Below are 21,532 nucleotides of genomic sequence, written 5' to 3'. Positions count from 1 at the left end.
TTCTCTCCCTCCATCAGTAAGCCCGGGCCAACCGGCGCTCCACTTGTTCCAGAATGGCCGAGAAGCCGATACTCATAATCCAGTACATCACACCTATGGCCAGATAAAACGGCATATTCAACGCATATTGTGATACCAGTAACTGTGCTGAACGCAGAAGCTCCGTTACACCGATGGTTGCCACAAGTGATGTTTCCTTCAGCATACCAATAAAGGTATTCCCCATCGGTGGAATGGCAATGCGAACTGCCTGCGGGAAAATGATCCGTTTCATCGTCTGAAAGGGGGTCATTCCCGTTGCATAAGCCGCTTCTGTCTGCCCCTTGGGCACAGCTTGTATGGCGCCTCGGAATGTCTCAGACAGGAACGCTCCTGCATTCAAACTAAGTCCGAGACAGGCAGCCGTGAGTGATCCTAGGGTTATTCCATAATCGACCAATCCGTAATAGATAACGAATAATTGCACCAATAGCGGGGTTCCCCGCATGATGGATACGTAGAATCTTGCGATTAATCGGAGCCACACTGGCCCCTTAAGACGAGCAATGGCAACAAGCACTCCGATGAAAAAAGCAAAAAACATGGATATTACGGTTAAATACAGTGTGTAATATGCCCCCTTCAAAAAGAAGGAGAGATTCTCATATACCAGTTCCATGGATCAAACTTCCCTTCGCCTTGCAGGTTCATTATTGCGCAGGCTCTTCACCAAACCATTTTTTGAAAATGGTATTGTACGTGCCATCATCCTTCATGCCTTGGAGAGCATCATTCAGTGCAGCAACAAGTTCCGGATTATTTTTACGAACGGCGATGCCGGCTTGGTCACTCTTAATCGCTTCACCTACTGCCTTGATATCAAATCCATTGGCATCCACAATAGGTTTCAGTGCGTACAGGTTGTTGATGGTTGCATCAATCCGTCCAGCATTCAGATCTTTTAGTGAAGAAATGACATCGTCATACGTCTTGATCGTGAAGTCTCCCACTTTCGGCAATACCTCATTACGCAGGTAAGTTTCGTCATTCGTGCCAAGACCTACGCCAATCGTTTTCCCTTTGAAGTCTTCGAGTTTGGTAATATCGTTATTATCACTTTTCACAATGATTTTGACTTGGTTTGTAATATAGCCTTCACTGAAATCGAGGGCCTGTTTCCGCTCATCGGTAATCGTCATCTGGCTGATAACAGCATCAATTTTCTTGGATTGCAAACTTGGAATCAAGCCAGAGAACTCTTGAGATACAAATTCAACTTCAACCCCGAGGCGCTTGGCAACCTCACGTGCGATATCTGCATCAAAGCCGTCCATTTCTTTATTATCATTCAAGAAGTTGTACGGTGCATAGGTCCCCATCATACCTACTTTCATGGTACCCGCTGACTTGATCTGTTCCAGTTCATTACTTGCTTGAGCTTCATTACTGCTGCCATTGTCGGTTGTTTTGCTTCCGCATGCACTTACAACCAGTACAACCATAAGCAGAATTGCCGTCAGCATCCAACTTTTGCGCATCTTTTTGCCGTTACTTGGTGTTCCATTATTCATCATGTTAACTTCCTCTCATTCATGTGGTTAATAGTTGTACCCATTATTCCCTGCTTCTGTCTCAATCATGTAAAAAAGCTCTCGGTGCTGGCACATCATTACGTGCCCAGCAAACCGTAAAATTCAAAGCTGGATGCTTCCGCAGCAAGCGACTCAGCTGTCTTAGCCGATATCCCTTCATGCAGCTCCGCAGAGCCAAACAACCAGCGGGAGATCATGCCTTCGATCATGCTCACCAATAGAGCAGCCCGTACAGGCACATCCATCGAAGGTGGCAGCATGCCAAGTTCAATGGCACGTTCCATGTTATGGCGGAACGCTGACTCCACAGCACCGCGTGTCTCCTCAACCAGACGACGTACCGATTCTTCGGTCACGACACCTTTCAGCAGCAGCTCCATAAAGTAACGGTTGTCTGCGGCAAAAGAGAACAAGCTGATGAACAATCGCTCTGACGCCTTGACCATATCCTCAACCGATCCTGCATCCTTGCGATAACCCTGACCGATGGCTTCAAGCAATTTCTCTCTGCCTGTTAACACAATCTCTTCAGCGATGGCTTCCTTACTCTTGAAATGCCAATAAAACGTCCCTTGAGCTACACCAGCTTCACGAACGATATCCGATATCTTGGTCTGATGATACCCATGAGTCGCAAATCGCTGCATCGCAATACGTATAATCTGATCCCGGCGTTCTTCTCCGGGTTCCTTATCATTTACTTTGGACATTTCAATACCCTCCCGATTGATCAGTCAGTCAGTTAACTATATCCTATGGGATAACTAGGTTTTTGTCAATATGGTTTTAAACAATCAATTCAATGCATAAGTTGAAGTTGGACACGTTTCTGATCATAATAGATGATAGCCTTGTTCTGCTGAACAAGCATTGTCAGTCAAGCAGAGCAGACCGCACTCTGCATCTGCATTTCAAGGAGGAAGAGCATTGGACATTTTATCATCCATTATTATGGGCATCATCGAAGGTTTGACTGAGTTTTTGCCCGTGTCCTCGACCGGACACATGATTCTGACCGCCCACTTGCTGGGATTATCGGAGGACAACGAGTCAGTCAAAACGTTTGAAGTGGTTGTTCAACTCGGTGCTGTACTTGCTGTCGTTGTGCTCTATTGGAACAAATTCATTGATATGTTCCGCTTCACCGGAGGCAAGAGGAGCTACTCCCAACGTCTGAACCTTGTACATATCTTTTTGGCGATGGTACCGGCTGTAGTCATTGGGCTTGTTTTCCGCGACTGGATCAAGGCACATCTATTTGGGCCAGAGACTGTATTGTACAGTTTGGTCATTGGCGGGATCCTGATGATTGTAGCTGAGCGCTGGAGCCGCCGAAGTCACCGAATCACAACACATGATGTGGACGATATTACGTATACACAGGCATTTGTCGTGGGACTTTTTCAGATTTTGGCCTTGTGGCCAGGTTTCTCGCGTTCCGGTTCAACGATCTCTGGCGGATTGTTCGCAGGGGTAAGCCGCGTTGCTGCTGCTGAATTTACCTTCCTGGTGTCCGTTCCCATCATGATTGGAGCCACAGGATACGACCTCTACAAGAGCATCGATCATCTGAACGGTAGCGACTTCCCTATCTTTGCGATTGGATTTATCGCTGCATTTATCGTTGCCATGCTTGCCATTAAGACATTTTTGTCCATTTTGAAAAAGCTCAGCCTGACTGTCTTTGCGATTTATCGCTTCGTGCTGGCAGCCGTATTCTTTTTCATTTTGATGATGTAGTTGCAGTAAAACAAAGCAAACCTAAAAAGGCGACACGCGTTCCTACCGGAACCGGTGTCGCCTTCTTCATATCCTTATACTTTGGATTCAAGCGTCTCCAGGTACTCGGAGATTTGTGTAGGCGTTTTTGCCCATTTACTATGCAGGTGGGCAATCTTCTTGCCGTTCTGGAACACGAGCAAACTTGGAATGCCGCGTACCGCATTCTCCTCAGCGAGCGGTTGGAATTCTTCCGCATCCATTGCATAGAAGGTTTTGTCCGAGTGCTGATCGATAACTGCACCAATAAAGCGGTCGAGGTTTTTGCAGTCCGGGCACCAATTTGTATCGAATTTGATGACGGTCAGCCCGTCTGAATTAATGGTATCACGATATTGTTGTTCACTTTGAATTCTTTCCATATGTCTTCTCTCCCTTGTACAAATCTTAATGGTTGACCTCTATTGTACCTCTAATAGTTACAATTGCAATAGGCAGTCTGAATGTTCAACGATGCTGCTTGTACTGATTGGCCGGATAATGCTCTCGTATTTCTTGAATTTCCGCATCCGTAAGGGGTGCAGATTCCGCAGCCTCAATATTGTGCAGCAGCTGTGTTCGGGAGCTTGCTCCAGGAACAACGGCAGCCACCGCCGGATGGGATAAGGCGTATCGAATCGCAGTTTGCGCCATGCTCCGCTCGTCTGTAACCAGGCGGCTTAAGCCTTCACGAATGGCAAGCAGCTGATCCGGCGTATAATCCAGGTAACCTTTCTCTACCTTGGAAGCACCAGAATCCGCGAGCACTCCGCTGGCAACAGGTCCGCGGGCAATGACGCTGATCCCCTTTTGTTCAAGCAAAGGCAGCACTTCCTCCTCTGCCCGGCGATCCACGACGCTGTATTGATTCATAACACTGGCAATGGATGATCTCCTTACATACTCCCGAATTACATTCGGGCGAATGGACGATATGCCATAATACCGAATCAGACCTTCCTGCTTCAGCTCCTCGAAGGCTTCAATCGTCTCTTCAATTGGATCATCCAATGTACCGCCATGCAGCTGATACAGGTCGATGTAATCCGTTTGGAGTCGTCTGAGGCTGTCATGGACAGCTTGCTTGATATACGCTTTGGACGGATCCCATGACCAGCCCTCTTTTCCCGGCAATCGGCGATTGCCCACCTTCGTTGCGACAATCACCTGCTCACGGCGTCCCTTGATTGCTTTCCCCACAATTTCTTCATTGCGTCCTGCATCATACAGGTCAGCTGTATCCAGCAGATTGACGCCACGATCCAGTGCCTCATGAATCAGATCTACTGCAGGCTCCACTTCGGTTCCGAGCGACATACAGCCCAGTCCAATTTCTCCGACGTACAGTTCAGATGAGCCTAGACGGTTTTTCTTCATATGTGTACATCCCCTTTCATACGTTCTGCAAGTATTCATTGTATCATTCTTCCTGGTAAAAATCGCATCTTAGGGTGCAATGGGAATAAACATAGAAAAGCCCGGAACCTTAACTGCTCCGGGCCTTGCTAGTGTACTCACACGGTGAGTCTAATTTATATCTACTCGCTGTACTTTTTTGCTTCCATTTGAAGAATTCGAGCCTTTCATCATGCCGGAAACCGTTGAGAACAGTTTATCTCTGGCCTGCTTGTTCCTCATCAGATAGGTTACGCCTGCACCAATGGCCGTCATTATAATTCCGCTTTTTTTAGACATGTGTTTCTCCTCCTTAAGGGATTGATGTACATCGTGTCTTGCTTGAAATTTACCCTTTGTGAGGAAAACGAAACGGCTATGTCACGCCAGTCATATCTTCTTCGGACGATGCAGGAAAAACTCCTGAATGCCAGCCGCCTAATTGATATCATCAAAAAAATGACCCCTAAAATTAGGAGTCACCTTGATTAGCTCTGACTTGAGATCAATCCGACGGAGGTGCAACATGGGTCATTTCTTCATGTTTGTACGTCGAACCATCCGCAGTCAGGTAGAAGTGTCCGATGGGATGCAAATTTTCATCCAACTCGTAAACAAGCGGGATACCTGTAGGAATGTTGAGAGCCATAACATCGGCTTCTGACATCTCATCCAAATGCATAACAAGTGAACGAAGTGTATTCCCGTGCGCAGAGATCAGTACCCTTTTCCCGGCCGACACCATGGGTTTGATCTCGCTGTTCCAATACTCCAGCACCCGCTTGGACGTATCCATCAAGTTCTCGGTACGTGGAATGGTACAACCCAGACGCTTATATTTGTCCACATCCTGCACATAACGATCATCCGTCTCATCCAGCGGCGGCGGAGATACGCTAACAGAACGTCTCCACTCCATGACCTGGTCTTCTCCGTATTTGACTGCAGTCTGCTGCTTATTCAAGCCTTGCAGAGCACCGTAATGACGTTCATTAAGCTTCCACGTCTTCGTGATCGGAATCCACATCCGGTCCATCTCATCAAGCGCAATATCCAGCGTACGAATGGAACGTTTAAGTACCGAAGCATAAGCATAGTCAAAATCAAAACCCTGTTCCTTTAAGATTTTGCCAGCTTTGCGGGCTTCACCATATCCGTCCTTAGTCAGGTCTACATCAGTCCAGCCCGTAAATCGGTTCTCCACATTCCACATACTCTGTCCATGACGAATTAATACTACTCTGTACATTGCCGTACCTCCTTCCTTAAAACCATTACCCGCATGTGCGGCGAGATATGCCTAAGAACATTCACTACATTAATAGTATGGAGCCATCATCAGGTATACGACTACCCCTGTGGAACTGACATACAGCCAGATCGGCATCGTCCAGCGAGCAATCTTGCGGTGTTTTTTCAGTTGGTTTGTCCAGCCCCATACGAGAGTAAACAAAGCCAGCGGCACAATAATGGCTGCAAGAATACTGTGAGTAATCAAAATAAAGAAATAGATGGAGCGAACAATACCTTCCCCGCCGTATTTGGACGTTTCCGGAGATAGATAGTGGAACGACAAATACGTGACTAGAAACAGCAATGTTGTTGAGAACGCAGCAAGAATAAATCGTTTATGGAGCTTCACGTTCTTTTTGATAATAGCAATCAGCGCGGCAAGCAGGAAAATGAAAGTAAAACTGTTAAACACGGCATTGAACCGCGGCAGCACCGTAATATCAAAGGCGACATCCCCTTTGTATCCGATTGAAGGTGCGAAGAACAACAATAAAATAATGACATTGGCAAGAATGGAAATGGTAATAATGATACCTGCGAAATTTTTATTACTTGTCGGGGTGGCCGAATTGGATTGAATATTCGATTCCCCTTTGTTATGTTTGCCCAATGCAAAATCCTCCTCATATGCTAACTTCTATGTTCTATGTCATTATATCTCGCGGCCTGCCCCCTGTTAAGTGACAACACTCTGAACAAAAAGCGTCCCATACCCATATAATTTGCCCTTAACAGTTTGTTTTCATCCGAATGTCGGCACTCACCGGTTTACCCAGTACAGACTTTATGGTATAATTAATTTAAATAATCACATACGCGTTGAAATCGGAGGAGCCTGTCACCAAGGGCCCCTCCTTGTCTTTTTATGGCATATTAGGGCACTGTTATTTGCGCCTTTCTATGCCATTTTTTTGTATTATGACAATGGAATCAAGTGCTCTTGGTGAGGAAATCCTATAGACGCTACTGTTGGAGAGGAGTGCACTTATGGAATTTGTTTTGGTACTTGCATTAATTTTGATTTTCACCAAATTGGCTGGGGATTTATCCGTTAGACTCGGTCAACCATCAGTCTTGGGTAAGCTGATTGTAGGTGTTATTCTTGGACCTGCTATTCTGGGCTGGGTACAACAAACTGATTTTGTTCATTATATGGCGGAAATTGGTGTACTACTGTTAATGTTCATTGCTGGACTTGAGACGGACCTCGAGGAACTGAAGAAAAACTGGAAGGCAGCTTTTGCGGTTGCCGTTGGAGGTATTATTCTTCCATTTATCGGAGGGTATGGTTCTGCCATAGCTTTCGGCATGTCCCAGACTCACGCTCTTTTCTTCGGACTTCTGTTCTGTGCTACGTCGGTAAGTATTTCAGTCCAGACACTGAAGGACATGGATCAGCTCAGTTCTCGTGAGGGTACTACGATTCTCGGTGCAGCTGTAGTTGATGATGTTCTGGTTGTTGTACTGCTAGCCGTTATGATGAGCTTGCTCGGAACAGGTGCAGGTGACACGTCAATCAGTTTGCTTATTGGTAAAAAGTTATTGTTCTTTGTTATTATTATCGCTGCTGGCTGGTTCCTTGTCCCTAAAATCATGAAGTGGATGGCACCTCTCAAAGTTACGGAGACTGTCATAACTGCAGGATTAATCATCTGTTTCGGTTTTTCTTATTTCGCTGAATGGATGGGCGTTGCGGGGATTATTGGTGCATTTGCCGCTGGGATTGCCATTTCTCAAACCAATTTCAAGCATGAAGTTGAACGAAAAGTTGAGCCCATCGCCTATAGTATTTTTGTACCGGTATTCTTCGTAAGTATCGGTTTGAATGTCACTTTTGACGGTGTTGGTTCCCAAATCTGGTTTATCATTGCTATCAGTTTGATTGCAATTGTGACGAAGCTGCTTGGAGGCGGAGCCGGTGCAAGACTTACTGGTTTTAATCGGGTTTCTTCTCTGGCCATCGGTGCAGGAATGATATCCAGAGGTGAGGTTGCACTGATTATTGCTTCAACTGGGCTCGCTTCCGGCTTGCTCGATCCCGAATATTTTACCAGCGTGGTCATCATGGTTATCGTAACTACACTTGTTACCCCACCGCTGCTCAAAATAACCTTTGCTCGCAAAAAAGGCGAAACTCGTATTGAACAAGGCATTGAGAAAGCCCATCTAAACGGATAGTTTACGGGAATTATCACTGGTAATGAACCAATATTGAGAATCATTAGAGGCTAGCTATAATTTCATCAGATTAACTATTTAAGTCGTAAAATAAACGCCGCTTTGAACCATTGCTTCACCTCCAAATCCGAAGGTAAAGCATGCTCAAGGCGGCTTTTTTGTAATGGCTAGCAGCACACCTGAGAGTTACGGATCAGTATGCCCGCCCTTGGCCCGCCCTTGTGCTTCACAGTTTAACAGAACAACAATTACTGCATGTTGCTAGTGGCAAACAACGATATCGGACCTACATCTTATGAACGTGAGAAGCTCTATTTTCCCGAAAATCTTCACATCCGTTAACAAACGAATTTAAGAAACGTTATTTCTGGGTAATCGATTCAATTGCCGGCTATATCTTCACCTATTCATGAAATAAGGATAATGAGGTTCTTTAGAATTTTTACATTGCTAATATTTCTTTGATAAGCACACTCCAGTTCGTTACATTTGCAGCTAGGTGACTTTCGTCAGGGGTAATATAGAACATCTAGAAAAACAAAAAAAGACCACTCCATATACAAGAGGTCTTTATCCTCAACCCGAAACTTACACAGGTTGTCCCATTTTAAGTTAACACACCTACATAGAAACCGATCGATATAAATACGACGCACCATATGAATGCCCCGATCCCGGAGATCACTACATATTTTCCGATGGCCATGCGGCTAATGCCGGAGAAACAGCACATCAGATGGCGAATACCAGGAATAAAATAGCCGAGGATAATGGACCAGTACCCATACTTCAGGAACCAGCCCTCCACCCTCCCCAGCCGTTTGGGGTTCACGCCTACCCACTTGCCATACTTTACGACGAGAGGTCTGCCCGCCTTCTTGCCAATAGCGTAGCTGAGCAGTCCTCCCGTAAATGCACCACCAAAGCTGACAATGATCGAAACCGAATAGTTTAGGACCGAGATGGAGGCGAGATAACCGACAAAGGTCATCATCACCTCATCGGGAATGGGCATGCCGATGACACCCAGAGCGAGCAAACCGTAGATTGCAAAATATCCATATTGACCAATAAACTCTTTAGCAATTTCCATGACTGACTCGCTCCTTATTTCGGTTCCACGATGTCCTTCTCATGAGGCGCCAGCACCTGTTTCAGAGATGGGAATCGAATTTGGCTGACCATTAGACCGGATAATACAACGATAACAAGATAAGCTACACCATGGGTGAAATAAGGACTCCAGAGCGCGAAAAAGGACATCAGTCCACCTGCAAACGTGATTGGCATTCCGACGAAACCTACACTTGCTGTCTTCTGACAATTGTAACGAGCCAAACGCAAGGCGCCACATACCGGGAACAATGCCGTCAATGCCATGCCAAGCACGCTTACTTCGTTCATAGAATTCAGATACAGAATCAGCACCGGGGCTGTTCCGAAGGAAATGACATCAGCCAGGGAATCCAGTGCCTTCCCGAACTCCCCTTCACAATGTAATTTTCGTGCGGCAAAGCCATCAAACAGGTCAAAGAACATGGCAACCCAAATCATCGTCACAGCCAGGGCGAACTCGCCATGAATGGCCATAATGACGGCAAGCATGCCCGAAGTTAAATTGCCCAACGTTAAAATGGACGGTAAAGATTTCATAAGACTTGACTCCCTTTCGTACTAAGCATTAGGAAAAATAATATAAAAGCGGACTCCGTCCGGCGTGTTCTCCACTCCATAACTGCATCCGTGCAGATCAAGAATCTGCTTCGCGATGGCCAGGCCAAGGCCTGTTCCTCCCATTTTGCGATTACGTGATCGCTCTACCCGATAAAATCTCTCCCAGATATACTGGCGTTCAGCTTCCGAGATCCCTTCACCTTTATTCTCGATGGAGATTCTTACCTGCCCTTCCAGCCTGCTGATCTCAATCATTATATCGGTCTGCGGCAGCGCATGACGTATAGCATTCATCATCATGTTATAGATCACTTGCTCCAGCTTGCTTCGATCTCCCTCAACGGTCTGCTCTGTGGTGGAGACAAGCACGATTTCGAGTCCTTTTTCCTTCAGCTGCGGGCCGAGACGCCCGGCAATCTCCTCGATCATGTCTCCAAGGACTACTGCACTGATATTCAGCTTGATCGCCTGAGATTCCAACCGAACGAGATCCAGCATTTCTTCAACCATCGTTTCCATTTTGACCGCTTCATCCGCAATGATCTCAATGTAACGCTCCCGCTTGTTCTCGCTGACTCCATCCTTCAGCCCTTCGGAATATCCCTTGATGATACTGATAGGCGTTTTGAGTTCATGCGATGCATCGGCAAAAAATTCACGCTGCCGCTGTTCGATCCGCTGCTTCATCTCCATATCGGTCCGCATTTGGCGATTCGCCTGTCTGAGTTCCTCCAGCGTTTGCCCCAATGTGGTGGAAAGAGCGTTGAGGCTATCGGACAAACTGCCAATTTCATCATTGCGTTTGATCGGCGATTTCACGGAGAAATCAAGCGTCGACATCTTTTTGGCCACATGGTTCAAAGCCAGTAAAGGTTTTGTGACAATTCTGGACAATAGGAGGGAAAGAAACAGAATCAGCACAAATGCACCCATACCAAAATATGCATAGAACAAACGTGTTGCTTCATTCGCTTCCCTCATCTCCTGCAGAGAAGTCAGGGTGAAAATAAGCTGCTGCTGCGGCCCGTTTTTGTGGACCGGAGCAATGGTAATCACGTTCCGAACACCGCTCCAGCTATCCGTCCATTCTTCATTAAGCATCTTGCCATTCGCCAGACTGAGCTGGTCCTCCGTTGAGAGCGGGAAGCGGCTGTCCAGTGCCTGAACAAGCAGTCCCTGTCTCTGACTCCATGTTCCCAGATTGGGAAGCACCACTTCGGTCAATACGCCAGACCATTCCTGAACTGGTTCAGAGAGCTCCTGAAAATCCTCCGTACCTCGCGCGGCAGAATTGGTGTCCTGGATTTTTAACGGATAAACCATCGGTTCGTTTAACCCGCTGGCCGGACCTGTGACGGTCAGCTCCTGACCATATTTCAGATGAGTGGCGATCCAGCCCGCGTTCTCACTATTGATGAACAGGGATAGGGAGACCTTCACCTGACTGCCATCCTCGCGGAGCAGTGTAATGTGAAACGGATCGTTGACCAGTTTACCCGTACTTGTCAAAATCACCAGATGCGACTGATTCTGACGCATGAACTTCCCGGTTTCCTTAGCCAGCTGTATACTATCCCAATGCCCACTGGAATACTGCTGCTCGAATTTCGCCAGTTTTTTCTTCATGCTGCTGATCTTCTGATGCTGGTAAAAGTCCGGGAACCAGACCAGCTGGGCGGTCACTGATGTTCCGTATAAGAGGAGCAGAAAACCAGCCATAACCAGAAATAGCTTCATCGTTACGCCATTACGTCTCATGCCTCAGCCTCGAATCGATATCCCGTGCCAATCACTGTCCGGATACACTTGGCCTCATCTCCCAGTTTGCTGCGCAGCTTCTTGATGTGTGTATCCACAACACGGGAATCACCATCAAAATCGTATCCCCAGACCCGATTGAGAATGGCATCCCGGGATAAAACGATTCCCTGATTGCGTGCTAGGTAGAGCAGCAATTCATACTCTTTGGGAGCAAGCTCTACCTCCAGTCCGTCCATCTCCAGTCGTCTCGCCCAAGGATCAAGCAATGCGTGACCAAACCGGATCACACCCTGTTCCCTGCTGATCGCACCTTCGACTCGCTTCATTAATGTCTCCGCACGCGCAACCAGCACACGAGGGCTGAACGGCTTCGTTACATAGTCATCCACGCCAAGGTTAAATCCGTGGATCTTATCATCATCTTCAGACCTTGCGGTCAGCATTATAATAGGTACGGTGGATTGAGACCGAATATGCTCACAGAGCGTCCATCCATCCATTTCAGGCATCAGCACATCCAGAATGACCAGATCCACTTCATGCAGATCCAGCAATTGGAGTGCTTCAATTCCATGCTCCGCCTCGATTACATTCCATTGTTCCTTTATAAAATAATCGGCCACAATTTCACGAATGCGGCTTTCGTCTTCCACGAGAAGCACTGTTCTCACCATGGCCGACTCTCCTTTTATCTTTCTTCTGTTAACATACCGATTCCATGTGTCGTTCGTGTGTCCATCCATGTTCTGGAATGAACTCCATGTTATATACGATTAATACCCCTAACAAGTTACTGAAATCGCAGCAATCCACACAAAAAGGCGGTTGCCAACGAGCCACCTTCGCCCATTGACAACCACCTTTCGGCTGAATCCATGTCTCTTCCCGGTATCGCTTACCTCATCCGCTATTAGCGTTGTTGCTCCATGCGGTGTGCAGCGTGCAGCGTCGGGCCAACAAAACGATTAAGCGGGAATCCGCCAGCAATCGCTTGAGTAATGAAGGCTTTGCCTTCACGTACAGCCTCTTTTACGGACAAACCGCGCGCCAAACCAGCGGTAATCGCTGCAGAGGTTGTACAACCCGCCCCATGCGTATAACCGGAACCAACAACATCGGCCTCATACCATTCGTAGTTTTTGCCATCATAGAGAAGATCCATCGCTTTGCCTGGGGTAATCACGCCTCTGTCCTTGATCAGGACATGCTTCGCCCCATGGTTGTGAATTACAGCAGCAGCAGCTTCCATCTGTTCCTTGGAACGGATCGGTCCGCTCTTGGCCAGTTGGGAAGCTTCAAACAGGTTCGGAGTAACCAGGTCAGCACCTGGCAGCAAAAATTCAATCATCGCTTCCGTATTTTCAGGCTGCAGTACTTCATCTGTACCTTTGCAGACCATTACCGGGTCAATTACGATCTGTGGCAGACCGCTGCGGCGAACATGCTTCGCTACCAGTTCAATAATATCTACGGAACCCAGCATTCCCGTCTTCATCGCATCAAAACCAATTCCGTCCAGAACGGTACGGAGCTGTGCTTCCACTACATCCAGAGCTACAGGGAAAACCTGGTGGTCCCATGTTTCAGGCTCCATCGCCACAACCGTCGTCAGAACGGTCATACCGTACACACCAAGCTCCTGGAATGTTTTCAAATCAGCTTGAATTCCTGCACCGCCGCTCGTATCCGAGCCGGCTATAGTCAATGTTTTTGGAATCGTCATGGTAGTCGCATTCTCCTTCATGTTTCAGTTGACATTATCCTATCCCTTGTACGAGCGGATGTCAATGGCATCTGAAGCCATACGAAGCATGGTTTTGCGAGCACTTTAGTTCACATCTTTTGTCTCTAGCCGAACCATGGACAGGGAAGCGATCCAAAGGCCGATGGCGCCCAGAGTTAATGGGATCACGATAATGGAATTGATGGAAACACTCGGTCCATTCACACCGGAACACACTGCGAGAACCAGGAAAATGGATGACACCATGGTTGTCGTGACCGAGTGCTTTCGCATGCCGAACAACAGCGGGATCAATGCCATCGCAGCAGCAGACAGCGAACTAATCGTATACTTGATCAGCAATTGAAGTGCTTGCTTACCCGTCAGCTCATCGGCAATAAAGGGATAGAAGTGATCGGTTGTCAGCAGGATTGCTCCCATTAGCAAATTGGTAAACATAATCATGAAAAAGGTAAATGCAAATACGATAATCAGCTTGGCTGCAATTATTTTGTGACGTTTGATTGGATAGGTAAACATCACATTCATCGTTTTGTTGCTATATTCGCTAATAATCAGCTTCGATAACAAAGCGCCTCCAAAAATAATAAAGGTCGCACGGGCAAATGTATCAATGAGCATAAAGGAGAGCGGGTACGTGGTGAAGGCATAATCTTCTGCCCCCCAGTCCACCACACCAATCATGATCAGAAACAATAGAATTCCCACATTGGCGATAGCCGCATATCCGAAATTACGAGCAAACCGGTGTTTTCGCATTTCGAGAAAAATAAGTTTAAGCAACGTCCCCATCCCCCTTCACCAGGTTTAGAAAGTGTTCCTCCAGCGAATGGGACCGCTTGATAATCGACTCAATCTCAACACCATGCTGAACCAGTCTGCCTGTTATTTGGGATGGAGATACACCTGGGTCATAAATGCGAACTGTACGGTCATCAACCAATTTATAGTTTTTCAGTCCAAGCTGATGCTCAATAACATAAGTTGCCTTGCGTCCATCAATTACCTGCAGCTCGATATATTCGCTCTTAGTCCCACGAATGGTCTCCATGGACACTTCCTCGACCAGACGGCCGCCGCGAATTACCCCTACTGTATCGGCAATTTGCTCAATCTCGCCCAGGATATGACTGGAGATCAGGAGAGTAATTCTGTATTCCGTACTGAGGCGTTTGAACAGATCACGCATTTCTTTAATGCCAACCGGATCAAGCCCGTTGATGGGTTCATCGAGAATAAGGAGCTCGGGTGTTGTAATCAGAGCACGCGCAATCCCCAGCCTTTGTTTCATTCCTAGAGAGAAGTCCCGTACCGGTTTCTTGCCGGTATCCTTCAGACCTACACTTTCCATCATATCGCTGATGACTTTCTTGTTATGAAACCCCATATACTCGCAGTGAAGCTCCAGGTTATCCCTGGCGGACAGTTTATCGTAGAAAAAAGGATATTCAATGATGCTCCCTATACGCTTCAATACTTCATACGAGTTAGGGGTAAGCTTCTCCCCGAACATTTCAATCTCCCCAACGGTGGGCTTAACCAGATTGGTCAACATTTTCATCATTGTCGTTTTCCCTGCGCCGTTCGGTCCCAAAAATCCGTATATTTCACCTTGCTTAATATTCATATTGACGTTGGATACGACCTCCGTGCCTGCATAGGTTTTGGTCACACCAATCGTGCGTGCGATATATGTCATCGTTCCTGTTCTCCTTTACGATCCCTGACGGGTTCTTATATCTGTATTGTAAAGAGAAAAGTCTGCTTTTTTATTAATCAAATCTTACAAAAAACTTAAGTTCATCAAAACACACAAAAAGGCAACTAACGAGATTTTAGAGAGATTTTAAATGATGTCCGCTCATAGGGTACACTGCGAAGTTCAATGCTTCCTCCCATCCGTTCGACAAGTCGCTTCGTGATGGTGAGGCCAAGCCCACTTCCATGATAGAGACGGTTTCGGGAATCCTCCAACGTATACATTCGCTCGAATACACGGTCCTGTTCCCTTTCCGGAATGCCTTTACCCCTGTCCCAAATCTGCAGCATGACCTCCCCATTATTCTTTTGTTCAAGCATAAGGCCCAATACCTTACCATCCGCCCCATATCGCATCGCATTAGTAATCAGATTATCCAGCACCCGGTCGAGTGCATCCTCACTACCGGTCACGAAGAGATCCCCCTCAGGAATGGACAGCTCCACCTGCAGACCCCGATTCGTTAACATTTCATAAAAGGAAAGCATCTTCAGCCTGCATAATTCACTAAGATTCACCCGGGTCAATGCAAGTTCGGTATCTCCAGACTCCAGTTTCGCCAGATCAAAGAAGGAATGGATCAGACGCAGCACCTCCTGCGCTTTATCCTGAATCTTGCTGATCATACCTTCCCGTTCCTGATCGGTTAATGAAGAACTATGGAGCAGCGTCTCACTGTAACCCATCACTACCGTGAGAGGGGTCTTCAAGTCATGGGAGATGTTGGAGAGCATATTGCGGATCTCCTTCTCCTGATTGGCATAACGGGCACCGGTTCGGTGTGCGTAATCCAGCAATTCGTTAATATCCCCCAGCAGGAGGCGAATCTGGGCATCGCTGCTAAAGACCAACAGACGCTCATATGTACCCTCTTCCAGAATGCCTCCAAGCTTCTGATGAATATATGCCAATTGCCGGCTGCGCTTATTCAGCTTCACGGCGAGTGAAATGACAACAATGAGCAAAACACCAGTTAAAATGGCCAATAGTATCGTCACTTGGGCTCCACCTCCAGCTTATAACCGATCCCCCACAACGTTATGATATACTGCGGATTCGATGGATCTGTCTCGATCTTCTCGCGCAGCCTCCGCATATGTACGTTGATGATATTTTCGTCCCCGTAGTACGGATCGTTCCAGACAGAAGCATAGATCTGCGCCTTCGTAAACACTCTGCCAGGATGCGTAACAAACAACTTAAGAATGCCAAATTCCTTGGAGGTCAGTCTTACAGGGATGCCTCCCCGCTCTACCTCATAGGTTTCCATATCCACCACCAGCCCACCAATTTCAATCCGTTGATCCTTGGCTGGTGTCGAGGTAACCTGTCGTACCGTATAGTTGGCTCGGCGAATTGCCGCTTTGATTCGCGCAGTCAATTCGATTAGGGAAAACGGCTTGCTCAGATAGTCGTCTGCACCGAAACCAAGTCCCAGTGCCTTGTCCACTTCTCCATCCTTCGCAGATAATATTAATACGGGGACAAGACTGGCAGCTCTGATGGTCTGCAGCACGTCCATGCCGCTTCGGTGCGGCAGCATGAGGTCCAGAATAACCAGATCAAACGCAGGCTCCGCTTGTTGAAATTTACGCTCTGCCTCTAACCCGTCATATGCATACGTGACGTTGTAGCCCTCTTTCTCCAGATATGGCCCAACCATCTCACTAATTGAACGATCGTCTTCTACAAGCAGCAAACGGTGACTAGACACTTGATTTCCCCCAACTTCTTTGTTTTCTTTTATTACCTCACAGTTCACCTGAATTGGCAATGCGTGGAATAACACTCTTTCAAATATCATCTTAAAAAAACAAAAAAGGTAGGGAAGCCACCTGTGTACAAGGAGACTCTCCTACCTTTTCGATCATTCATCCATCTATGTCATCTCGCTTCGTATCCAGCACAGACCAATCGTACCTGCGCCTGCATGAATACCTACCACAGGGATAAAAGGCATGATTTCCGTCTTCAACCGGGGAAGCAAATCGGTAATTTGCTGCTTGATCGTGATGGCTTCTTCCTGATTATCGGCATGCATGATACACACGTGTTTTACTTTCTCCATGTCGACCTTCAGCACCTCTAACATGCGCTGTTTGGCTCGCTTGAAAGTACGAATCTTCTCGTTTACGACGACCTTGCCCTCTTCAAATCGCAAGAGCAGATGAATTTTCAACAATTGGCTGAGTACAAGCTGTGTGCCTGACACGCGCCCACTGCGGTGAAGATGCTGAAGACTGGCCGGAATGAGGTAAAAGGACATGTTATCCATCATCTGTTCAATATGAAGCTTGATCTCAGATACGGAACATCCCTGTTTCTGTAATTCCACGCCTTGCAAAATCATCTCCCGCAGCGGATAGGCTCCCGCTCTGGAATCAATTGCAGTTATCGATACTCCAGCAATCTCTGCCGCCTGCATTGAAGTATGCAGCGTTCCGCTAAGCGCAGTTGAGCAGTGAATGGTGATAATCTCATCATACTGACCTTTTAGCGATTCATACAGTTCGATAAACTCACCTATAGGCGGTTGAGAACTGCTTGCCCTTGAAGCCTCTGCAAGCTTCTCATAGAACTGTTCGGATGAGATGTCCTCGGTCTCCCGATAGCATTCCTCACCCAATACGACGCGAAGCGGTACAATGTATACGTGATTTTGCTCTGCAAACAGTGGATCGAGTGTGCTGGTACTGTCGGTAACCCATGCAATTTTTTTCATTCCAACCTTCTCTCTTGCCGGATTGTTGAAGCTGTATCCTCCATCGTCAGGCACATGCCCGGCGGATTATTTTAAATTTGAATAGCTCATATTGTAAACGTTTACGTCCTTGCTCCTTCATTATAAAAGACCAAGCAGACCGCTGTCTTGTGGCGCATTGTTGAACACCCCTGTTTCTTCCGGGATATTCCAAAAAAATGTCTTGCCTGTGAAGGAATAAATTGGTATGCTGTTGTCCTTCTCTCTTTTTCGCCTTGACTGAAGTGAACGGGACCGCCGTTCAAACCACTTATCGGAGGTGTCATATGCTTTATCTCACTTTGGCTTCCAAAGCCTACGCCCGGAATCTGCAATATCGCGGGGCACACATGGTACATAACTTGGCAAGCGCCATGTTCGGTTACATGTATGCCTGCCTCTGGATCGGCATCGGGGCCGATCACTCTCTCGGAGAATACGGGACACAGGGGATGGTCAGTTACATTGCGTTTACGCAATCCTCTCTCTGGATCTCGGGTTTTCTCACCAATGGACTCGGAATTCCCCTTACGGTCAGGACAGGGCAGATCGCGCTGGATCTGATGAGGCCGGTGCATCTGTTTACTCACCTAATGGCACGCGAATGGGGACAGATTGCCTACCAGTTCGTGTACAAGAGCATTCCGATCTACCTGCTATTCTCCATCGTTTTTTCCCTCCAATGGCCCACAGAAGCTTCAACCCTGTTATCAGCCGCGTTTGGTCTTGCCGGCGCATCCTACTTATCCATCTGCATGAATTACATCATTGGGGTTACTGCCATCTGGACGACCGAATCATCGTGGCTTCACTGGGGCAATCATGCCCTGATGAATTTGCTGGCTGGTTTCTTCATTCCGCTCGAATGGCTGCCTGACTGGCTCGAACGTCTGGCCTGGTTATCACCCTATCCCTTTCTGCTCTATGTTCCTACCCGAATCTATCTCGGTTTTGAAGATGGCTCCTTGCTCTGAGGAACCTTGCTTTGGTGTGTGCTCATGACCCTGATCTGTCTGGTCATCACCCGTGTGATGCGCCGCAAAATGGAGGTGCAAGGCGGATGAAGCGAACTTCCTGGTACCATCTATATAAAATACTGATTCGAACGAGCATTCGCAGCCGGATGCAGTACAAGTTCAATTTCATATTGGCATCCCTCCTGGCCGCACTAATTCAGATCTCCGAATTTCTCATGGTTGCTCTGGTGCTGCATCAGTTTGGTGCGATTAAGGGCTGGTCTCTCCATGAGATCGGTTATCTGTTTGCGATCATGACGTTATCCAAAACACTTTACCGTACCTTCGGCAATGAGGTTCATCATCTGGAGAAATATTTAGTCGGCGGCGAACTGGATCAACTGTTAACGAGGCCCATGCCCGTATTACTTGCCCTGCTGCCGCAAAATTTCCGCATCATGATCGGCGAAGTGCTGCAGGGCGGGTTTATTCTATGCTGGTCCCTGGCGGGTATGATGCACAGCGGGCAGATCGGCTGGACGGTCATTCCGCTGTCCCTGCTGATTATTCTTACCGGAGCCATCATTCTCTTCTCTATTGGACTGGCTACAGCGACGCTGGGATTCTGGACCACACGCATCGAGGAACTGCAGACAATCACTGAAGATGCAGCCCGTACGGCTGCCCAATATCCGCTAACGTTATATCCCAAGTGGATGTCCGGCATTCTGCTGACGGTCATTCCGGTTGGATTCGTCAACTACATACCCTCTCTTTATCTACTGCGGGGTCAAGGAGGAGCGTGGGTGCTTGCAGCAATTGCGGCTGTAGCTGTTCTGTGTCTGGCTGCCAGTCTGCGCTTCTGGAAATACGGCATCACCAAATATCAAAGCACGGGAAGTTAAGGAGGGTTCTTGCCATGAACATGATTACAGCGAGACAACTGCAAAAAGAATTCAAAACGCCTGTCGTTCGGGAAGGCCGGTTCTCCGGACTTCGAACGCTATTTTCACGAGATTACGTGTCCAAAGAGGCTGTACGTGACATCAGTTTTGACATTCCACAAGGAGAGTTCGTTGGATACATCGGCCCGAATGGTGCCGGCAAGTCAACTACGATCAAAATGTTGACTGGCATCCTCCACCCGACCTCGGGGGAAGTCCTGCTAGCCGGCATGAACCCGCATCTGGAAAGGCTGCAAACGGTAAGACGACTGGGGGTAGTGTTTGGACAGCGCAGCCAGCTCTGGTGGGATCTGCCCGTGAAGGATTCGTATGATATTCTGGCTGAAATGTACGGCGTACCTGCTGAACTCAAAAGGAAACGGTTGTCCCAGTTCGCCGAACTGCTGGACCTTGAATCCTTCTGGTCCACCCCTGTCCGTAAACTCTCACTTGGACAGCGGATGCGTGCAGATCTGGCAGCTTCCATGCTGCATGATCCGGAGCTGCTTTTTCTCGATGAACCCACCATTGGGCTGGATGTGAACGCCAAACGGAACATACGCCAGTTTCTGCGGACATTAAATGAAGAGTTTGGCAAAACGATTTTGCTGACGACGCATGATATGGATGATATTGAGCAGTTATGCAGCCGGGTGATGGTCATCAATCACGGCCAGCTCACATATGACGGTACGATCTCCTCTCTGCGGGACACGATTGGTCTGCCCACGATTATCCGGGTGACTTACCGAGGGGAGTTTCATATTCCGGATACCATACCTCCTGCCATCCAGATTACAGGTGTTGACGGTCTGGTCGTTACTGTACAAGTGAACCGGAAAGAATGGAGTACTATGAATATTCTGAAGCTGCTGGAACAATGGGGTGAGATTATCGATGTAGAGATGCAAGAACCCGATTTCGAAGATATTATCCACCAGGTATACTGATTGGCCCATTTTGGACAGATCTGGATGAGGGCCTGTTCGGATGCCGTTACATGCAAGAAGGACATGACGTACTGTAGTAACGGAGGTGAGGTTCATGCTTGTTACTAAACATGTCCTAGCAGCGTCCAGCACACACTCCACTCCCTACTACATGGTACGTGGTGCAGCGTCTGGCCCCGTGATGGTTGTCACTTCCGGCGTTCATGGAAACGAAACCGCAAGCATGGCTGCTGCGCAAAAACTCGCCGACGATTGCGCAGCAGGACGACTAGTCATTCAGCGCGGTCTTCTCATTATTATTCCACGAGTGAACCAGAAAGCTTATGACAAAAAAATCAGGGGCAATCCCGATCTGAACAGAACATTTCCACGCCGCATATCTGCCAAAGCGAAGCATCCACTTGCTTCTGCCGTCTTTCGTCTGGCTCGTGAACATGGGCCAGACTGGTGGATCGACCTGCACGAGGCTAACGGATTGTCCCAGCTCAGTTCCCGTGTATTGGGGCAAACCCTGATCACCAATCCAGGAAGCCGTGCCGTTCCGGCATGCAGAAGAATTATTGAACACATGAATCGTTCCATCGCCATTCGTGATCGGCATTTCAACCTGAAGCAGCATGAGCTTCCTGGATCTGCCCGGACAGCTGCCGCCAGACTGCTGCAGGCTCGTTCCGTCACCGTTGAAACTTGCTGGAGCCTGAAGCGATCAGTACGGGTCAAGTACCAGACGAGAATTGTACACCACTTTTTGCGGGAAGCAGGCTTCATATGAAATGAGTAACCTCCCAATTCCATCGTGATGTGGAAGG

23 protein-coding genes and 1 pseudogene are annotated in these 21,532 nt (G+C 47.7%); 6 read left to right on the top strand and 18 right to left on the bottom strand.

Features of this window, described 5'->3' with window-relative positions:
• Positions 1-13 precede the first annotated feature (13 nt).
• The 3 genes from MH144_RS24195 to MH144_RS24185 all read right to left on the bottom strand — a co-directional run bounded on the left by MH144_RS24195 (position 14) and on the right by MH144_RS24185 (position 2,281).
• Positions 14-658 carry an amino acid ABC transporter permease gene (locus tag MH144_RS24195; RefSeq protein WP_239304888.1) on the bottom strand — a complete coding sequence of 215 codons (645 nt, stop codon included), beginning with the start codon at positions 656-658 and terminating at the stop codon, positions 14-16.
• Between the two features lie 31 nt (positions 659-689).
• Positions 690-1,517: a substrate-binding periplasmic protein gene (locus MH144_RS24190; RefSeq protein ID WP_481857393.1), complete on the bottom strand. Its 828-nt coding sequence runs from the start codon at positions 1,515-1,517 to the stop codon at positions 690-692.
• A gap of 131 nt (positions 1,518-1,648) precedes the next feature.
• Positions 1,649-2,281, bottom strand: coding sequence for a TetR/AcrR family transcriptional regulator (locus MH144_RS24185; protein ID WP_239304886.1), 633 nt, complete (start codon positions 2,279-2,281; stop codon positions 1,649-1,651).
• Positions 2,282-2,522: 241 nt separating this feature from the next.
• Here MH144_RS24185 and MH144_RS24180 point away from each other — a divergent pair, with 241 nt between their 5' ends.
• Positions 2,523-3,311: an undecaprenyl-diphosphate phosphatase gene (locus tag MH144_RS24180; protein WP_236146845.1), complete on the top strand. Its 789-nt coding sequence runs from the start codon at positions 2,523-2,525 to the stop codon at positions 3,309-3,311.
• A gap of 74 nt (positions 3,312-3,385) precedes the next feature.
• Here MH144_RS24180 and MH144_RS24175 read toward each other — a convergent pair whose 3' ends face one another.
• The 5 genes from MH144_RS24175 to MH144_RS24155 all read right to left on the bottom strand — a co-directional run bounded on the left by MH144_RS24175 (position 3,386) and on the right by MH144_RS24155 (position 6,627).
• Positions 3,386-3,712, bottom strand: coding sequence for a thioredoxin family protein (locus MH144_RS24175; RefSeq protein WP_095292336.1), 327 nt, complete (start codon positions 3,710-3,712; stop codon positions 3,386-3,388).
• Positions 3,713-3,797: 85 nt separating this feature from the next.
• Complete coding sequence (locus MH144_RS24170) at positions 3,798-4,706, bottom strand: aldo/keto reductase (RefSeq protein ID WP_239304884.1); 909 nt, start codon at positions 4,704-4,706, stop codon at positions 3,798-3,800.
• Positions 4,707-4,856: 150 nt separating this feature from the next.
• The gene (locus tag MH144_RS24165; protein ID WP_153980001.1) at positions 4,857-5,024 is read right to left on the bottom strand and encodes a hypothetical protein; all 168 of its coding nucleotides are present in this window, start codon (positions 5,022-5,024) and stop codon (positions 4,857-4,859) included.
• Between the two features lie 205 nt (positions 5,025-5,229).
• Positions 5,230-5,973 carry a 2,3-diphosphoglycerate-dependent phosphoglycerate mutase gene (gpmA, locus tag MH144_RS24160; protein WP_095361729.1) on the bottom strand — a complete coding sequence of 248 codons (744 nt, stop codon included), beginning with the start codon at positions 5,971-5,973 and terminating at the stop codon, positions 5,230-5,232.
• A 69-nt stretch (positions 5,974-6,042) separates the two neighbouring features.
• Positions 6,043-6,627, bottom strand: a complete 585-nt coding sequence (locus tag MH144_RS24155; RefSeq protein WP_239304882.1) for a DUF420 domain-containing protein — start codon at positions 6,625-6,627, stop codon at positions 6,043-6,045.
• A gap of 377 nt (positions 6,628-7,004) precedes the next feature.
• Here MH144_RS24155 and MH144_RS24150 point away from each other — a divergent pair, with 377 nt between their 5' ends.
• Complete coding sequence (locus MH144_RS24150; protein WP_239304880.1) at positions 7,005-8,195, top strand: cation:proton antiporter; 1,191 nt, start codon at positions 7,005-7,007, stop codon at positions 8,193-8,195.
• Positions 8,196-8,802: 607 nt separating this feature from the next.
• Here the strand turns inward: MH144_RS24150 and MH144_RS24145 are convergent.
• From MH144_RS24145 to MH144_RS24100, 10 genes are all read right to left on the bottom strand, one after another.
• Complete coding sequence (locus MH144_RS24145) at positions 8,803-9,288, bottom strand: DedA family protein (protein ID WP_239304878.1); 486 nt, start codon at positions 9,286-9,288, stop codon at positions 8,803-8,805.
• 14 nt (positions 9,289-9,302) lie between these two features.
• Entirely contained in the window at positions 9,303-9,848 is a 546-nt protein-coding gene (gene pssA / locus MH144_RS24140) for a CDP-diacylglycerol--serine O-phosphatidyltransferase (protein WP_183526144.1), read from the bottom strand.
• Between the two features lie 21 nt (positions 9,849-9,869).
• The gene (locus tag MH144_RS24135) at positions 9,870-11,627 is read right to left on the bottom strand and encodes a sensor histidine kinase (RefSeq protein WP_239304876.1); all 1,758 of its coding nucleotides are present in this window, start codon (positions 11,625-11,627) and stop codon (positions 9,870-9,872) included.
• A complete protein-coding gene (locus MH144_RS24130) occupies positions 11,624-12,304 on the bottom strand; it encodes a response regulator transcription factor (RefSeq protein ID WP_239304874.1) in 681 nt (226 codons plus the stop codon). The genes MH144_RS24135 and MH144_RS24130 overlap by 4 nt, the downstream gene beginning before the upstream one ends.
• A gap of 236 nt (positions 12,305-12,540) precedes the next feature.
• A complete protein-coding gene (gene thiD, locus MH144_RS24125) occupies positions 12,541-13,353 on the bottom strand; it encodes a bifunctional hydroxymethylpyrimidine kinase/phosphomethylpyrimidine kinase (protein WP_239304872.1) in 813 nt (270 codons plus the stop codon).
• A 105-nt stretch (positions 13,354-13,458) separates the two neighbouring features.
• The gene (locus MH144_RS24120; RefSeq protein ID WP_239304870.1) at positions 13,459-14,157 is read right to left on the bottom strand and encodes an ABC transporter permease; all 699 of its coding nucleotides are present in this window, start codon (positions 14,155-14,157) and stop codon (positions 13,459-13,461) included.
• Positions 14,150-15,073 (bottom strand): ABC transporter ATP-binding protein, encoded by a 924-nt coding sequence (locus MH144_RS24115; protein ID WP_239304868.1) that lies wholly within the window; start codon positions 15,071-15,073, stop codon positions 14,150-14,152. Before MH144_RS24115 ends, MH144_RS24120 begins: the two co-directional genes overlap by 8 nt.
• 125 nt (positions 15,074-15,198) lie before the next feature.
• On the bottom strand, positions 15,199-16,131 hold the full coding sequence (locus tag MH144_RS24110) for a sensor histidine kinase (RefSeq protein WP_239304866.1): 933 nt from the start codon (positions 16,129-16,131) through the stop codon (positions 15,199-15,201).
• On the bottom strand, positions 16,128-16,796 hold the full coding sequence (locus tag MH144_RS24105; protein WP_481857392.1) for a response regulator transcription factor: 669 nt from the start codon (positions 16,794-16,796) through the stop codon (positions 16,128-16,130). Before MH144_RS24105 ends, MH144_RS24110 begins: the two co-directional genes overlap by 4 nt.
• 216 nt (positions 16,797-17,012) lie before the next feature.
• Positions 17,013-17,855: a DegV family protein gene (locus MH144_RS24100; RefSeq protein WP_239304864.1), complete on the bottom strand. Its 843-nt coding sequence runs from the start codon at positions 17,853-17,855 to the stop codon at positions 17,013-17,015.
• A 305-nt stretch (positions 17,856-18,160) separates the two neighbouring features.
• On the opposite strand from MH144_RS24100, the pseudogene MH144_RS24095 reads away from it, so the two are divergent.
• The 4 genes and pseudogenes from MH144_RS24095 to MH144_RS24080 all read left to right on the top strand — a co-directional run bounded on the left by MH144_RS24095 (position 18,161) and on the right by MH144_RS24080 (position 21,495).
• Positions 18,161-18,937 (top strand): annotated as a pseudogene (locus MH144_RS24095) (ABC transporter permease).
• On the top strand, positions 18,934-19,734 hold the full coding sequence (locus MH144_RS24090; RefSeq protein ID WP_239304862.1) for an ABC transporter permease: 801 nt from the start codon (positions 18,934-18,936) through the stop codon (positions 19,732-19,734). The pseudogene MH144_RS24095 and the gene MH144_RS24090 overlap by 4 nt, the downstream one beginning before the upstream one ends.
• Positions 19,735-19,754: 20 nt before the next feature.
• A complete protein-coding gene (locus MH144_RS24085) occupies positions 19,755-20,723 on the top strand; it encodes an ABC transporter ATP-binding protein (protein ID WP_239304965.1) in 969 nt (322 codons plus the stop codon).
• A gap of 94 nt (positions 20,724-20,817) precedes the next feature.
• Positions 20,818-21,495, top strand: a complete 678-nt coding sequence (locus tag MH144_RS24080; RefSeq protein ID WP_239304860.1) for a succinylglutamate desuccinylase/aspartoacylase family protein — start codon at positions 20,818-20,820, stop codon at positions 21,493-21,495.
• Positions 21,496-21,532 lie beyond the last annotated feature (37 nt).

Source organism: Paenibacillus sp. ACRRY, from assembly GCF_022346995.1.
In the GTDB taxonomy this organism is placed as follows: Bacteria; Bacillota; Bacilli; order Paenibacillales; family Paenibacillaceae; genus Paenibacillus.
This window is presented reverse-complemented; position numbering and strand designations above follow the sequence as displayed.

What these genes read in the sequence shown, in the direction of transcription:
- MH144_RS24170 (WP_239304884.1), bottom strand. Translation starts at nt 4,706, where the DNA reads ATGAAGAAAAACCGTCTAGGCTCATCTGAACTGTACGTCGGAGAAATT.
- MH144_RS24195 (WP_239304888.1), bottom strand. Translation starts at nt 658, where the DNA reads ATGGAACTGGTATATGAGAATCTCTCCTTCTTTTTGAAGGGGGCATAT.
- MH144_RS24180 (WP_236146845.1), top strand. Translation starts at nt 2,523, where the DNA reads ATGGGCATCATCGAAGGTTTGACTGAGTTTTTGCCCGTGTCCTCGACC.
- MH144_RS24175 (WP_095292336.1), bottom strand. Translation starts at nt 3,712, where the DNA reads ATGGAAAGAATTCAAAGTGAACAACAATATCGTGATACCATTAATTCA.
- MH144_RS24115 (WP_239304868.1), bottom strand. Translation starts at nt 15,073, where the DNA reads ATGACATATATCGCACGCACGATTGGTGTGACCAAAACCTATGCAGGC.
- MH144_RS24085 (WP_239304965.1), top strand. Translation starts at nt 19,755, where the DNA reads ATGATTACAGCGAGACAACTGCAAAAAGAATTCAAAACGCCTGTCGTT.
- MH144_RS24165 (WP_153980001.1), bottom strand. Translation starts at nt 5,024, where the DNA reads ATGTCTAAAAAAAGCGGAATTATAATGACGGCCATTGGTGCAGGCGTA.
- MH144_RS24185 (WP_239304886.1), bottom strand. Translation starts at nt 2,281, where the DNA reads ATGTCCAAAGTAAATGATAAGGAACCCGGAGAAGAACGCCGGGATCAG.
- MH144_RS24150 (WP_239304880.1), top strand. Translation starts at nt 7,005, where the DNA reads ATGGAATTTGTTTTGGTACTTGCATTAATTTTGATTTTCACCAAATTG.
- MH144_RS24105 (WP_481857392.1), bottom strand. Translation starts at nt 16,796, where the DNA reads ATGGTTGGGCCATATCTGGAGAAAGAGGGCTACAACGTCACGTATGCA.
- MH144_RS24145 (WP_239304878.1), bottom strand. Translation starts at nt 9,288, where the DNA reads ATGGAAATTGCTAAAGAGTTTATTGGTCAATATGGATATTTTGCAATC.
- MH144_RS24130 (WP_239304874.1), bottom strand. Translation starts at nt 12,304, where the DNA reads ATGGTGAGAACAGTGCTTCTCGTGGAAGACGAAAGCCGCATTCGTGAA.
- MH144_RS24135 (WP_239304876.1), bottom strand. Translation starts at nt 11,627, where the DNA reads ATGAGACGTAATGGCGTAACGATGAAGCTATTTCTGGTTATGGCTGGT.
- MH144_RS24190 (WP_481857393.1), bottom strand. Translation starts at nt 1,517, where the DNA reads ATGCGCAAAAGTTGGATGCTGACGGCAATTCTGCTTATGGTTGTACTG.
- thiD (WP_239304872.1), bottom strand. Translation starts at nt 13,353, where the DNA reads ATGACGATTCCAAAAACATTGACTATAGCCGGCTCGGATACGAGCGGC.
- MH144_RS24080 (WP_239304860.1), top strand. Translation starts at nt 20,818, where the DNA reads ATGCTTGTTACTAAACATGTCCTAGCAGCGTCCAGCACACACTCCACT.
- pssA (WP_183526144.1), bottom strand. Translation starts at nt 9,848, where the DNA reads ATGAAATCTTTACCGTCCATTTTAACGTTGGGCAATTTAACTTCGGGC.
- MH144_RS24100 (WP_239304864.1), bottom strand. Translation starts at nt 17,855, where the DNA reads ATGAAAAAAATTGCATGGGTTACCGACAGTACCAGCACACTCGATCCA.
- MH144_RS24090 (WP_239304862.1), top strand. Translation starts at nt 18,934, where the DNA reads ATGAAGCGAACTTCCTGGTACCATCTATATAAAATACTGATTCGAACG.
- gpmA (WP_095361729.1), bottom strand. Translation starts at nt 5,973, where the DNA reads ATGTACAGAGTAGTATTAATTCGTCATGGACAGAGTATGTGGAATGTG.